The organism is Bacillus sp. CBEL-1 (genome assembly GCF_004348885.1).
GTDB lineage: Bacteria > Bacillota > Bacilli > Bacillales > Bacillaceae_H > Priestia > Priestia aryabhattai_A.
Genome location: NZ_SBIM01000013.1, coordinates 264,082 through 278,750, shown reverse-complemented (window position 1 = coordinate 278,750; position 14,669 = coordinate 264,082). Strand labels below are relative to the sequence as shown.

Genomic DNA, 14,669 nt, shown 5'->3' with positions numbered 1-14,669 from the left:
TAAAAATATAAAAATATTGAGGTGGGCTATGAAGTTTAAGCAGTTTTTAATCAATGAACAAAACTTAAAAGAGCTAACGAAGCACTACACGGGAGCGCTGCCGATTGCTTGCTATGAGACGACAATACTAGAACACGCCAGCGGTTACATTCCGCTTCACTGGCACGATGAAATTCAGCTCATCTACGTTTTAAAAGGAGAAGCGATTTTTCAAGTGAACGAAGAAAAAATTAAGCTGCGTAGCGGGGATGGACTCTTTATTAACAGCGGCTGCTTGCATATGGCAGAAGATCTCAAGAAAACGGGCTGCGTGTATATTTGTTTAAACGTGCTTCCGCATCTTTTTTTACCTCAAGAGCTCTATACAACTTACGTTTTGCCTTACGTTCAATCCACCAATTTATCGTATGTATTGATTGATGGAAGCAAAGAGTGGAGCAGAGCTATTCAACAAGCTTTATTTGTCATTCGCAAGCTTGTGCAAACGAAAGAACCGCTGTTTGAAATTGAGATTACGGCTAATCTTATTAAGGTTTGGAAACAGCTCTTGGTTCACGCTTTTCAGAAGCAGTACGTGTACACAGAAGAAGTGAAAAATCAGCGCATAAAAGCTATGTTGACGTGGGTGCATATGAACTATAGCGAAAAAATTACTCTCGATGATATTGCAGCATCCGGTCAAATAAGCCGATCTGAGTGCTGCCGCTATTTTAAACGGATGCTAGACGTTACGCCGCTTCAGTACGTGATGAAGTATCGCATTCAAAAAAGTATTCTGCTCTTAAAGCAAGAGGAAAAAAGCATTACGGACGTAGCCTTTGAAGTGGGATTTAACAGCACCAGCTACTTTATTGATCAGTTTAAAAAAATGATGGGAATGACGCCACTTGCTTATCGGAAAGGGAAGCTCTAAAAGTGTTTGTGGAAAATAATTGTAAAAAATGCGTTTCTCCCTTATCATAGTGGGTAAATCTACCAAACTATGGAATAGGATAAGGAGAATCAAATGAAATCAAGAATAAATGAACTCATTCAACATACAAAAGAAAAATTGGGCTTGCAAGACTACTATTTATATCGTTCAGACGTTAGGCGCAGTGCTACTATTCTAGGAGACACCATCTATACACTTTCAATGGAATGGTTTCCGAATTATGAAAAAGACTTGTTAGATGAAGACCTTAATCCTGACGGGACAGCTGTTGTCGAAGTCAACCTTCATACAGGCCAGTTTACAAGCGTCATTTTTGTTAGCGGGATTTCTTATGCTGAAGGTGTCAAGCTTTCGATTGAAGACTCGAATGCTGTTGTTCGTTGGATTGAGAGCGAAACGGGACTTCAAGAAGGCACTCATTTTGTATTTCATAAGCGTGAGGACAAGAGAATGTCCTTTAGAAAAATCCTAAACGGTGTTTCCGTATCGCCATCTGGATCTATTGAAGTTGAAGTGGATGAAGCGGGGAATTTAACGTTTTTCTCAATCTACGGAGACTTTTCAAAGAAAGAGACGTTTAACAGAGAAAAGTATGAGCTTACTCTACCGCAAGTGAAGCACATTGTGGCTGAGCAGCTAAAGTTAGCTGAATTTCCAAATATGGAGACGGAAAAAATGACGCCTGCTTATGCAATTGAAGAAGTATACATACGAAATCGCGATTTGTCGCTGATACCGTTTCAATTAGTCGAAGATGAAAGATCACATGTTGACGTTCATAAAATAATTGAATGGAGCCACGCTATTGATAAAGCGTTTCAGCGTAAAGAAATAAACGCAACAGAGAGTCTTTCACAGAATCAAATAGAAAATCAAGAACCGCATCCTGATTTAAGAAAAATAACGGAGAAAGAGATTAAAAATAGTGTGGTAGCGGTTCAGCAATTTTTGGCACAAGTATATAGCAGCGATTCTGGGAAATGGGTTTTACAATCTCTAAGCCGCTCTGAGGGCTATTTGCTTGCAAAACTACAAGCAAAGCATGAAGCTGAACAGGTGTTTAAAAGACAACTTAAACTATTTATTCATTCCAATACATATGAAGTCTTAAACTATATGGACAATAAGTCTTTTATTGACTTGTATTTAGCATTTAGAGCAGCGGATAAAGTAATAATAACGAAACAAGAAGCCTTAAAGAGGCTTCGCGACTTCATGATACTGACGCCATGTTATGTTTATGACCGCAAACAAGGAAGGTACGTTCTTTGCGGAAAGCTAGACTGCCATTACGCTGTAAATGCTATAACTGGAGAAGTCGTTTCACTTGATGATCTGTAACAACAGGAGGTAAGGGTATACAATGCGTTTAAATTTAAAAAGATTCACGGCTTTACTGATAGTAACGTTGAGCCTCACAGCTTGTCAAAGCGTAAACGAACAGGAAGAAACGCAACCGGAAGCGACAACAGAAGAACAAATAAAAGCAAGAGCACTCCAAGATGAATTTACGCGCAGCATGCTGAAATCCGCACAGGAAACGGAAAAAGGATACTATACGCTTGAATCCAAAACGGGGGAGTATGAGATGTTGTTTCCGGCTGATGGGGAAATTAGTAGCGGCAGTTATACTAACAATCAAGGTGTAAATGAAGCTTTTATGGCTGGAGTGTTATATGAAGATAAAACTCAGGCAAGAATCAAAGTACAATTTAATCAAAAACAATCTAACGACGAAACGGGCATTCAATATGCACAGAAATTTCTTAAGAAAAATTTAGGTATTGAAGATGAATTTAAAAATATTGAGAAAAATGGTAATACGTTCTATTTAGCTCCTTTTCAATCAGAAAATGGTTATTATGGATATGGCGCATACATATACGACACGAGTAGAGATGTGGGAGGAATTGAATTTATCTACACAACAGAGTGTAGAGAGTCTTTCAGTCCCTGTAGCCCTAGCAATCAAGAAGTCATGAAGAAAGTTGAAAAAGTACTTTCATCTGTGGAATTTAAGAAGTAGGCATAAAAACAAGGCTTTCACGTTCTGTCACTTCTAATGATGATTTATACAAAAGTAAGGGGAGCGAAGATCCTTGTAAAGAACGTGTTAATATACCAAAAGGGATTTTTGCTTTATCAGGAGCAATCGCAAAATCAGATGTCTATTTATTAGCACCCAAGATTGAAATGCCCGTTTTTATCATACATGGAGCGGATGACTATTCAACAAGTTATCAAGAAGCCAAACGATTTTATGAAAAACTAGACGCTTCTTCAAAAAAAGCTATTCTCTTTTAACACCTGTGCATACTGTCCCTTTATAGAAGACCCCAATGCATTTAGAAACATTTTGTAAGCTGAAGTTTTAGGATAATTCCTTCAAACAGAACGATAAAGACTGCTAAGATGTAGACCAATCATATCCAAAGCAGCTCATTTACAATGTAAATGGGCTTATTTTCATGTAAAAAAATTAAGAAAATAATCACTGTAATCCCCCTTACCCAAGTAGTTCTAAAAGACTGAAAAAATCCATTTTTAAGTAAAAAGCCTAATGTAAAAACTAACCAAGTTTTTCTATAATAGAACAATGTATGTATGGAACGAAAAAAAGGAGGCACCAAATGTTCATAAAAGGAAAAGGAATTGTAGCCTTACTTCTCAGTAGCCTATTCGTAGGCGGCTGTCAAATGAGTGACGAACAATCAAGGAAAACAAAGCCGCTAGACCAAAAGCCAAGCGAAGTGGCGATAGAGGAATTGCCAAATGCCAGAGCCCTTCAAGATGAATTTACGCGAGATATGATCAAGTCGACAAAAGAAACGGAAAAAGGATACTATACGCTTGAATCCAAAACGGGTGAGTATGAGATGTTGTTTCCGGCTGGTGGGGGAATTTCTGAGACGCTTTATTCATATACAGAAAACCAAATTGAATCCTATGTAATAGGTGCAGTATACGATGATCAAGTAGAAGCGCAAATCCGTATTAACTATAACCAAGAGCTTTATAACGATAAAAAAGGAGTAAGTTATTCTATTGATTTTTTGACGAATAATTTAGGGATCTCATCAGCTTTTGAAAAAGTAGACTTGAAAAATCGAACATTGTATATAGCACCATTCAAGGTGGACGAAGACGCAGTTGGTTATGCGGCATATGTTCATCCAAAAAGTCAAAAAGGTGGAGTAAAAGTAGTATATTCAGTAGGGTGTAATCAGCTTCAGGTCCAGTGTGAACCATCAAATGAAAAAATAAAAGATCGAGCACACAAGGTAATGTCATCAATTACCTTTAAGTGAAATCGAAAACAGCTTATATAGAAATAGAAGAATTCCAAAAGGTAGGAGTTCTTTTTCTCTATAAGCCTTTTAACGTCTTCTCTGGCTATATGCTATAGTTGTTTTATGAATTTTTCTTGTGGAAAGAGATGAGATTAAGTGGATAATAAAATAGTAAGGCAGTAGAAGTTAGAACAAAACTTAAAAGACCTTAAAATAAACACGAAAGGTAGTGACCATCAATTATTTGATGAATGTATTGAAACGCTTGGAGAAAATACAGTAATCCTTTCGAACGAAAAGAGTCAAGCAATTACTAATTTAATAGAAGAAAAGTTGATTGGAGCAATATAGAAAATCATTTGCTTATTCAGAACAGGGAAGAGTTACTTCCACGCATTAAGCAAAGAGTAAAGGACTTTGAAGACAGAGTTTATCTGGTTCTGGTGCAAATACTGAAGAAAGATGTAAAGAGGTGAAAAGCTCCCTAGTAGAATCTAGTCTTAAGTAGCAATTCCAAATAGTTCATGGATGAACTCCACTTGATGTTGGGCAGACTTGTCTCGTGAAATAAGTTGCCCTTTTTTTATCATATGCATCGCTTCTATTCCACAAATAATAATAGATGTAGCTGTACGAAAAGATTTTAACCCTAACATAGAGCACACTCGTTTTTTAATAAATCGATGATCCTGTTCTACGATGTTATTCAGATATTTTACTTGCCGTATTTGGATGCCTACCGGCATCTTTTTCTTTTTCTTCAACTCTTCAATCGCCATAGGATAGGCTGGGTTCTTGTCTAGTATGATCATACGGGGCTTGGAAACATGAAAAGAGCGCAAAGCTTTCTTGAAAAAGCGTTTTGCAGCCTTATGATCTCTTGTTTTGTTTAAATAAAAATCAATCGTATTTCCTTCTGAATCAACGGCACGATAGAGGTACATCCATTGACCTTTGACTTTCACATACGTCTCATCGACTCGCCAAGAATCATTGGTTGGCTTAAGATGACGACGTACTCGCTTATCTAATTCAGGACCATACTGATGAACCCAGCGCATGATGGTTGTATGAGCAATCGATAGTCCGCGTTCTTCCATCATTTCGACTACATTACGAAAACTGAGATTGTACCGTAGGTACTATCTTACGGTTAATAAAATAATATCTGGCTGATACTGTTTCCATTTGAATAGATTTTCCTTTTTCATACTAATCACATCCTTCGTTTTAGAGTACTAGTATCAGTTTGTCCAAGATTTAGAGGTTATTTACAGGTGGTTTTAGTTTTTTGCACCAGAACCAGTTGATTTCCTCAGTGAAGTTTTTAAATGAAAATTAGACTAAGAAATAAGTAGTATTAATCATTAGTTTAGTGATACAAAGTGAAGTAGTAACCTTATCATATATACATAGCTAGTAGTAGGAGGCATCATATGTTTATAAAAAGAAAAGGCATTGTAGCCTTAGTGCTCAGTAGCCTATTCGTAGGTGGCTGTCAAATGAGTGACGAACAATCAAACGAAACAAAACCAGTAGAAAAGAAGCCAAGCGAAGTGGCCGTGGAGGAATTGCCAAATACAAGAGCCCTTCAAGATGAATTTACGCGAGAAATGATCAAGTCGACAAAAGAAACGGAAAAAGGATACTATACGCTTGAATCCAAAACCGGTGTGTATGAAATGTTGTTTCCAACTGGTGGAGAGATCGATGGGATTGGTTATACACGAGATGGTGACAATGGTGAATCTTTTCTAGTAGGTCTTCTGTATGATGATAAAGCGGAAGCGCAGCTTAGCATTCAGTATACAAAAAATCTACTCAATGATGAAACGGGAATTGAATACGCTAAAGAGTTCTTAACAAATAACATAGGTGAAGAGATGAAGTTTGACCGAATTGATGGCAAAGGAAAAGTGACGTACGTAGCTCCATTTACGAAGAAAAATGGTGTTTTATATGGTTACGGTGCCTACATCCATCCTAAGGAAGGCTGGGGGGGAGTAGAGATTATTTATACTGGAAGCTGTATGGATAATCCAAAGTCATGTGGTCCTGAAGAGGAAGAGTTTAAAAAGCGTGCGTACAAGTTAATTTCATCGGTGAAGTTTTAAACAAAAATGAGGTTAAACAATAAATGATAGTACTTGAACTAGCACAATCCAATCAAAATGCAGATGAGTAAGAACCAAATAAAAAGAAAATTAGTTAGAATACATAAGTAAATTTACTCTGTAAGAATTAAACGATGACAGTTCCAAAAACCTACAAAAATCCATTTTTAAGTAAAAAGCCTAATGTAAAAACTAACCAATTTTTTCTATAATAGAACAATGTATGTATGAAACGAAAAAAAGGAGGCACCAAATGTTCATAAAACGAAAAGGAATCATACTCATATTTCTCAGTAGCCTATTCGTAGGCGGCTGTCAAATGAGTGACGAACAATCAATTGAAACAAAGTCCCTAGACCAAAAGCCAAGCGAAGTGGCGACAGAGGAATTGCCAAATACAAGAGCCCTTCAAGATGAATTTACGCGAGAAATGATCAAGTCGACAAAAGAAACGGAAAAAGGATATTACACGCTTGAATCCAAAACGGGTGTGTATGAAATGTTGTTTCCAGCTGGAGGAGGAATTGATGGGATTGGTTATAAGCAAAATGGTGAAAGTAGTGAGTCATTCTTAGCTGGTATTTTGTATGAGGATAAATCGTCAGCAGAACTTAGAATTAATTATAATACAATTCTATCAAATGACGAAACAGATATTGAATACGCCAAAAGATTCTTAACAAAAAACATAGGTGAAGACATGACGTTTGAACGAATTGATGTAAAAGGAAAGGTAATGTACATAGCGCCTTTTAAGATGAAGGAAACTGGTTCGTATGGTTATGGTGCATACGTTCATCCTGATAAAGGTTGGAGGGGATTGGAAATTATTTACTCAACAAGTTGTACAGACAAGACAAAGCCATGTGATCCACAAGAAGAAACGTTTAAAAAGCGTGCGTACAAGTTGATTTCCTCAGTAAAATTCTTAAACAAAAATGAGGCTGAAAAATAAGTGTTACACGTTATTACACAAACATAAAATCAGGAGGCACCAAATGCTCATAAAACGAAAACGAATCATACTCGTACTTCTCAGTAGTCTTGTCGTAGGCGGCTGTCAAATGAGTGACGAACAATCAATTGAAACAAAGTCCCTAGACCAAAAGCCAAGCGAAGTGGCGACAGAGGAATTGCCAAATACTAGAGCCCTTCAAGATGAATTTACACGAGAAATGATTAAATCGACAAAAGAAACGGAAAAAGGATATTACACGCTTGAATCCAAAACCGGTGTGTATGAAATGTTGTTTCCAACTGGTGGAGGAATTGATGGCATTGGTTATACGAGAGATGGTGAGAATGGTGAGTCTTTTCTAGCTGGTATTCTGTACGATGATAAAGCGGAAGCGGAGCTTAGCGTTAGGTATACGACACTACTATCAAATGATGAAAAGGACATTGAATACGCCAAAAGGTTTTTAACGAATAATGTAGGTGAAGACATGACGTTTAACCAAATTGATGGAAAAGGAAAAGTTACGTATGTAGCGCCGTTTAAGACGAAGGAGTTTGGTACATATGGTTATGGAGCCTATATTCATCCTGATAAAGGTTGGGGAGGATTGGAAATTATTTACTCAACACGTTGTGCAGACAAGACAAAGCCATGTGATCCACAAGAAGAAGCATTTAAAAAGCGTGCGTATAAGTTAATTTCCTCGGTTGAATTCTTAAACAAAAATGAGGTTAAACAATAAATGATAGTACTCGAACTAGCACAATCCAATCAAAATGAAGATGAGTAACAACCAAATAAACAGAAAATTAGTTAGAATACATAAGTAAATTTACTCTGTAAGAATTAAACGATGATAGTTCCAAAAACCTACAAAAATCCATTTTTAAGTAAAAAGCCCAATGTAAAAACTAACCAAGTTTTTCTATAATAGAAGAATGTATACATAGAAAGAAAGTAGGAGGCACCAGATGTTCATAAACCGAAAAGGAATTGTAGCCTTACTTCTCAGTAGCTTTGTCATAGGAGGGTGTCAAATGAGTGACGAACAATCAAACGAAACAAAACCAGTAGAACAGAAGCCGAGCGAAGTGGCTGTGGAGGACTTGCCAAATACAAGAGCCCTTCAAGATGAATTTACGCGAGAAATGATCAAGTCGACAAAAGAAACGGAAAAAGGATATTATACGCTTGAATCCAAAACCGGTGTGTATGAAATGTTGTTTCCAACTGGTGGAGAGATCGATGGCATTGGTTATACGCGAAAAGGTGAAAGCAGTGAGGCATTTTTAGCTGGTATTCTGTATAATGACAAAACGGAAGCGTTGCTTAGAATTAAATATACAAATGCTCTATCTAATGATGAAACTGGAATTGGATATGCAAAAGAACTCTTAACGAATAGTATAGGTGAAGATATGGAGTTTGACCGAATTGATGGAAAAGGAAAAGTAACGTACGTAGCACCGTTCACGATGGACGAAGGTTTATATGGCTATGCTGCCTATATCCATCCTGACAAAGGTTGGGGAGGAGTAGAGATTGTATATTCTGGAAGTTGTGTGGATAATCCAAAGTTGTGTAACCCGCAAGATGCCAAATTTAAAAAGCGTGCATATAAATCAATATCATCGGTTGAATTTTTAAAGAAGAAAGAAAGTGAATAATAAATGAGCGATAAACAACTTGTAGAAACGAAGGAACTGTGGTTAAGAATCACAGATTTAGGATACAAAGATATAAGTAAAAAAGAGTTTGCGCAAGAAATACAGCGAATTTATATAGAAGAAACAGGTCAGCCTTTAAAAGGAGAAATAAGCGTTGTGCGTTCTTCTGAAATTGATCAAATAGTGAAAGATGAGAATTCTTCTTATGACGGAACAGCTATACATATCTATTCAAAAGAGCAGGACGTAAACGAAATGTACGTAATATCTCAAGGTACAACAGACGCTAATGATTGGCTGTATAATATACGAGCAATGCAGGCTGGGGTAGATACTGCCCAAGCAGATAGTACAAACATTTTTGTGAAGGAAGCTCAGAAAGAGTTTAAAGAGAGAGCATCAGTAAAAGAGATTTCTAGTACCATTGGATTGTCACATTCGTTAGCTCATAATAATAATACCGTTTCACAATTGCTAAATGGAAACTTTGACGAAGTTTACAGTGTAAATGGTGCGCAGTCAACATACTTTCAACTCTATCAAAAAGACCATGAATTTTTAGGCGCAGTGAACAAAAAGTTCAACATAAGCATTGGGGACTACAAAGCCATCTACTCTCTGCCTCAAGACGAACTTAAAACTTTCGCAGAAGCGTATTATAAAGAAAAAGGTACGGTGATTCACCAGGTTATTTCTTCTGATGATCCATTGAACGCCCTGGCAAATATTCGAGGGTTTTTCACATTGGGTGATGTCACCATGATTGATACGAATCCTGACAAGCCAGGTCTAAAAGCCATTATTGACAAAATTCCAGATTCAGAGGTTAAAAGCTTACAAGATTTTGCATTAGTTTATGCAGAAGGGTTTCAGAACGGTGGAAACAATCAAGGGATTGAAGACTTAACGGGTGTGAATATGGACGTCGTTGATAAAATTATGAACGACGGAGTAGGAGCTGCTGTTGGCACGTATTTCAGCAAAGACCTTGATGACATGATTTCAGACGTCAATAAAAAAGTGCCGCCTTTGCTTGAAAAGGTTACGAACATCACGTCGAATGCAGATGTGATTTTTGGTGAATTGAAAAACGCAGGCTATATTACAAACGCACAGAAGCAAGTCGCAGTGGAAGAGCTTGCGAACATTGAAAAGTCATTAAAAATCATTAAAGAAAAAATTAATAGCATCGACGAGAACCGCAAGATGTCAGAAGAAATGATGAAAGGTACGAAGTACAGTCCATATGCGGGGCAAGCAGCTATGGCCAGCGGGTTTAACGTAATGGCTGGTGATGTGGATGCCGCTATTGCCATTTATCATGAAGTGCAAAATATGCAAGCGAGCGCTAAGCGATTACATGAAGAGTTAGGTTCAGTTATGGAAGAAATTATTGCAAGTCACGGAATCGTCGAGATGTTAAATGCGCTAGGTGCTTCTAAAAACCAAGGATATTTAGGTAATGATTTGGTGCTGATGACTGGTGGAAACCAAGAAATTAAAGTTAATATTTCGGCTGCGGTGCGCATGTACCAAGAAGGACAGCAGGAACTTCAGAAAAAGAAAACGTATATCACTAAAATTGCTGAAAGGTTTCAAGAGCATATTATTGATGATTATGAAAACCAAAAGCAAAAGGTGCTAAGCGATATCCGTAATATTGAAACGAACCCGTGCGGTCAGCTTCCGCTTTTACGAAAGCACGTGTTTTTACCTTACTTTTCACCTGTGCAAATTGATAAAGTAGAAGTAACTGAACAGTTTAACGGTTTAAGCGGCATGGATATTTCTCACTTGATGGAAGGTTTAACTAAAAGCTTGACGGATAACGAAGACTTTTTAGAGTCAGCAAAGTCCAATATCGAACAGCTTTTCAGCAAGGACCGAGATCTTAGTATTCTATTTAACTATGTGCCTGGAGGATAACAGATGGAAGGAACTGAAAGCAAAACAGCGTTTATGTTTGAGCGCGTCTCGCCGCAAGAAGACTTGACGGATAGAACCCAACAATTTACAGAGCTCACGGATAAAATTGCCGCTATTGACGACGCATTGGAAAAGAAAATCCAGAAAATTGTAGTGGAAGACGATAGCAAAGGTAAAGTAATAAACGCGATTGTAGAAGAAGCAAAGGAACAAAAAACAAAAAGCATTGCGCTTTTAGAAACGGTAGAAGAAGAAATTGAAAAGCTTGTTTCATCTTACAATGAACAAGTCGATGCAATAAAAAGCCAAAGCATGATGATTACATACAGAGAAATGATGTATTCTACTTCACCTTTTGGGAACGTGCCGAAAGGTCCACCTTATAAGTAATGAAGAGTAGTAGAGAAGTTGAAAATCCCGTTATTAACATAAAGTTGATAGCGGGATTTTTATGGTAAACATAAGTATTAAACTTTCTCTTCACTTCCAATTAATGATGTTCCGTATGAGTTATCAATGATGCATAGCCAGTTACATCTTGATTTTTTTGGAACAATTGTATGGTTGCAGTGCTGAGCAATTTTAATGAACGCCCGCTTAATTCCCTCTTTTCCACGAGCTGTCTTTCCCGGCTTGATTGCTAAAATAGTATTCTCAGTATAGTACTCCATTAATTCATCAAAGCGTTCAGCTTTAACTAACAAATTACATTCTTTAATAATTTCTTTTAACTCATGTTCCCTCTTAATCATTCCATTTTATTAAAATACCGGTAAGTTTATCACCTGCTAAATGCTTTTATCACACCAGAAATAAGTATTAGTTTTTTTTTGATTAAAATGTAATATTTGCTAAATCAAGTGGTAAAAAAGTATTGAAAAAGGTCCGATATAATTAAAAACGGATATGAAATACGTTACCTCATACGTGAAATATAGTAAAGAAGTCGTGAGTGAAATCAGTATATTCCGTATATTGGATAGTAAGTGAATAAATAGATAAAAAGTTAGGTAGGAGAATATCAATGAAAGAGACAAAAAGCGAGCGCTTCATCCGCGTAGCAGAAGCTAGAACAAACAAAATTATTGCTTTAATGGAGCTGCTTGGAAACTGTGCAAACAGAAATAACTATGAATACACGGACCAAGAAGTTGCGACCATTATGAAAACATTAGATACGGAGCTTGCAGCGCTGAAGGCAAAGTTTGATCAGCAGAGTGGGAAGAAGAGAGAACGGTTTACGATTAAGGGAGATTGAAATATCTGCCTTTTTTTATTAATAGAAAAAAGAATTGGATAATATTAAGGGGTTTATTCTTATTCCAGAAATGTTCCTTTTTTCCTAGGATCGTGTAAAAAGATAAGTTATAATATTAGTAGTGAAATAGTCTACAGAGTGTAGATTAGTATATATTGCTTAGTTTTAAAGGTGGTCATGAATTGGAAACAAATAACTTTGTATTTCTGGCAGATAAATTTCCTAAGTTAGCAAACATCTGTGAAGAAATTGAAAATATATTTTATCAAGATCCTCAAGCTGTATTGATGAAAGGTCGAGTGTTTTCTGAAGAACTGTTAGAAGAGATAGGTAATCAACACGATGACATAAATAGTATGAAGCATTTAAGGTTAGTGGATCGAATTCAATACTTAGAAAAAGAAGAGGTTTTAACTAAAGATATTGCTCGGTCTTTTGATGCAATAAGGCATTTAGGAAATAAAGCATCACATGCTTATATTGAATATGATTTAGAAAAAGCATTTAAAATGCATAGAAGGCTATTTGATGTATCCGTTTGGTTTATGGAAGTTTATGGTGACTATTCATTTCGTGCACCTAAATATAAAATTCCACAACCGCAAGCTAAAGCAAATGACGACATTGTACATAAATTAGAAGAGAGATTAACATCTAGTTTAGAAGAGAAATTTTCATCATGGTTTGAAACACAAAAGGCTACTGCTGCAGCTGTAGAAACTCCTGAAAAAGTAGAGATTAATCAAAAGATTTCTAAAATAGAAGCAGAAAATAAAAGTAGTACATTAGACTTTGATTTTACTCTTGAAGAAGGAGAAAGTTACCTTCTAACTCAGCTCTCAAAGTTACAAGAATCTTCTCAAGAGGCTATTGAAAATTCCAATCAATTTAGCACGTTTAAAGAATATTTACATGTTAAGCGTTCTATTGAAGATGACTTAGAAAAAGTGTTACGTTCCTCTGGTGAAACTAGTCAATCAAAGTTAATTTTTTTATGTGGTAGTGTTGGAGATGGCAAGTCGCATTTACTAGCTTATATGAAACATAAACACCCTGAATTACTGAGCAAATTCATTATTCATAATGATGCGACTGAGAGTTTTGACCCTGAGAAAAATTCATTGGACACATTAGCTGAAGTTTTAAAGCCTTTTAACGATGAGAATATAAATGGTTCACAAGAAAATCTTGTCTTAGCAATTAATCTAGGTGTACTTCATAACTTTATTGAGTCAAAATATGCAAAAGAAAACTTTAATAAGCTATCTCAATTTATTCATGATTGTAAAGTTTTTGAAGACTCTATATTAACAGAGAACCGAAATCACGAATATTTTGAGTTAATAAGTTTTAGTGATTATCAACCATTTGAACTAACTGAAAAAGGTCCTGTATCATCTTATTACTCAGCACTATTAGAAAGAATTGTGAGGAATTCTGACGATAATCCATTTTATCAAGCATATAAAAAAGATAAGCAAAATAAAATAAGTGGATTTTTTATTGATAATTATGAGCTGCTTATGAATTCTAAAGTACGTGAACGTATTGTTAGCCTTCTAATAGAAGTAATTATTAAACAAAAGATAATTATTTCAACTCGTGCCTTGCTTAACTTTGTTCATGATATTTTAGTTCCAGCAGATAAAAATACGGATTATTTTAATGCTGATACTCTTGAGAAGACAGAAAGATTATTACCGAACTTAATTTTCGACGGTAAAGATCGTTCAACGTTGTTAGCGGCTATTACTCAACTTGATCCTATCCATAAACGTTTAAATACGTTTGATCAAATCTTAATAGAATTAAATAATTCAATGAATATTAAAGAGACTTTTAACGAATATCTAGATTTAACAGAAGTAGCAGCATGGAATGAAGAGGCTGGGGTTTTAGGAAGTTTTCAAGAGTTAAGTAATGCTTCAGCACAGTTGCTTAACCGGACTTTAATTAGATTTTTATTGTTTGTACCTAAAAATCAAGAATTAACGCCAAAGGATTCGAACTACACAAGCTATCTGGTATTTCTATATTATTTTAATAAAGGAAATCGCAGTGGACTAAGAGAGTTGTATGACTTATTAAAAGATTCTATTTTCTTATGGAATGGGAAGCCTAAAGATGGTTATGTTTATATTGATAAATCTAATCAAAATATACAGGTTGCTCAAAAGTTAAAGATTCATCCTCATTTTAAACACTTAAAAGTAAATAATGAAGAAGTGTTAAGTCGCTTTTATTTAACAATGTTGTTAGCTTATGGTGATCAAAACAAAGAGAACCCTATTTTTATAGAAGTTGACTACCCGTTATATCAAATGATGGTGAATTTATCTAAAGGCTATCGACCTAATAAAAAAGATAAAGAAGATTGTATTCAATTTGTTGAATTCATTGAAAAAGTAATGCAGCATGGCGAGAGAAAGAATGAATTAATGTTTGTTAGTGCACAAGAAGGCCTGCAATTTAAATTAAGTTATGATGAAGATTATGAGGAATTCACATTTAGAAGGGAATAA

The 14,669-nt window shown here is 35.9% G+C and carries 13 protein-coding genes and 1 pseudogene; 12 read left to right on the top strand and 2 right to left on the bottom strand.

The features are described 5' to 3' along the window. Nucleotides 1-28 precede the first annotated feature (28 nt). The 4 genes from EPL02_RS11485 (at nt 29) to EPL02_RS11470 (ending at nt 4,242) form a co-directional block, all read left to right on the top strand. Nucleotides 29-913: an AraC family transcriptional regulator gene (locus EPL02_RS11485; RefSeq protein WP_061784949.1), complete on the top strand. Its 885-nt coding sequence runs from the start codon at nt 29-31 to the stop codon at nt 911-913. Nucleotides 914-1,006: 93 nt separating this feature from the next. Then, on the top strand, nt 1,007-2,275 hold the full coding sequence (locus EPL02_RS11480) for a hypothetical protein (protein ID WP_131887780.1): 1,269 nt from the start codon (nt 1,007-1,009) through the stop codon (nt 2,273-2,275). Nucleotides 2,276-2,297: 22 nt separating this feature from the next. Beyond that, the gene (locus tag EPL02_RS11475) at nt 2,298-2,960 is read left to right on the top strand and encodes a hypothetical protein (protein WP_094910233.1); all 663 of its coding nucleotides are present in this window, start codon (nt 2,298-2,300) and stop codon (nt 2,958-2,960) included. Nucleotides 2,961-3,564: 604 nt separating this feature from the next. Beyond that, complete coding sequence (locus tag EPL02_RS11470; protein ID WP_131887779.1) at nt 3,565-4,242, top strand: hypothetical protein; 678 nt, start codon at nt 3,565-3,567, stop codon at nt 4,240-4,242. A gap of 482 nt (nt 4,243-4,724) precedes the next feature. On the opposite strand, the pseudogene EPL02_RS11465 reads toward EPL02_RS11470, so the two are convergent. Beyond that, nucleotides 4,725-5,435, bottom strand: a pseudogene (locus EPL02_RS11465) (IS6 family transposase). Between the two features lie 225 nt (nt 5,436-5,660). Between EPL02_RS11465 and EPL02_RS11460 the strand changes: the two are divergent. From EPL02_RS11460 to EPL02_RS11435, 6 genes are all read left to right on the top strand, one after another. Beyond that, nucleotides 5,661-6,338, top strand: a complete 678-nt coding sequence (locus tag EPL02_RS11460; protein WP_131887778.1) for a hypothetical protein — start codon at nt 5,661-5,663, stop codon at nt 6,336-6,338. Between the two features lie 319 nt (nt 6,339-6,657). Further along, complete coding sequence (locus tag EPL02_RS11455) at nt 6,658-7,293, top strand: hypothetical protein (RefSeq protein ID WP_131887777.1); 636 nt, start codon at nt 6,658-6,660, stop codon at nt 7,291-7,293. A 43-nt stretch (nt 7,294-7,336) separates the two neighbouring features. Beyond that, nucleotides 7,337-8,038, top strand: coding sequence for a hypothetical protein (locus EPL02_RS11450; RefSeq protein WP_131887776.1), 702 nt, complete (start codon nt 7,337-7,339; stop codon nt 8,036-8,038). Nucleotides 8,039-8,333: 295 nt separating this feature from the next. Beyond that, nucleotides 8,334-8,963 carry a hypothetical protein gene (locus EPL02_RS11445; RefSeq protein ID WP_131887775.1) on the top strand — a complete coding sequence of 210 codons (630 nt, stop codon included), beginning with the start codon at nt 8,334-8,336 and terminating at the stop codon, nt 8,961-8,963. A 3-nt stretch (nt 8,964-8,966) separates the two neighbouring features. Further along, a complete protein-coding gene (locus EPL02_RS11440) occupies nt 8,967-10,889 on the top strand; it encodes a DUF6792 domain-containing protein (RefSeq protein ID WP_131887774.1) in 1,923 nt (640 codons plus the stop codon). Between the two features lie 3 nt (nt 10,890-10,892). Next, a complete protein-coding gene (locus tag EPL02_RS11435; protein WP_062687202.1) occupies nt 10,893-11,279 on the top strand; it encodes a hypothetical protein in 387 nt (128 codons plus the stop codon). A gap of 77 nt (nt 11,280-11,356) precedes the next feature. On the opposite strand, the gene EPL02_RS11430 is transcribed toward EPL02_RS11435, so the two are convergent. Beyond that, the gene (locus tag EPL02_RS11430) at nt 11,357-11,641 is read right to left on the bottom strand and encodes a hypothetical protein (protein WP_131887773.1); all 285 of its coding nucleotides are present in this window, start codon (nt 11,639-11,641) and stop codon (nt 11,357-11,359) included. A gap of 272 nt (nt 11,642-11,913) precedes the next feature. Here EPL02_RS11430 and EPL02_RS11425 point away from each other — a divergent pair, with 272 nt between their 5' ends. Next, on the top strand, nt 11,914-12,147 hold the full coding sequence (locus EPL02_RS11425) for a hypothetical protein (protein WP_205687715.1): 234 nt from the start codon (nt 11,914-11,916) through the stop codon (nt 12,145-12,147). A gap of 182 nt (nt 12,148-12,329) precedes the next feature. Continuing rightward, the gene (gene dptF, locus EPL02_RS11420) at nt 12,330-14,669 is read left to right on the top strand and encodes a DNA phosphorothioation-dependent restriction protein DptF (protein ID WP_131887772.1); all 2,340 of its coding nucleotides are present in this window, start codon (nt 12,330-12,332) and stop codon (nt 14,667-14,669) included.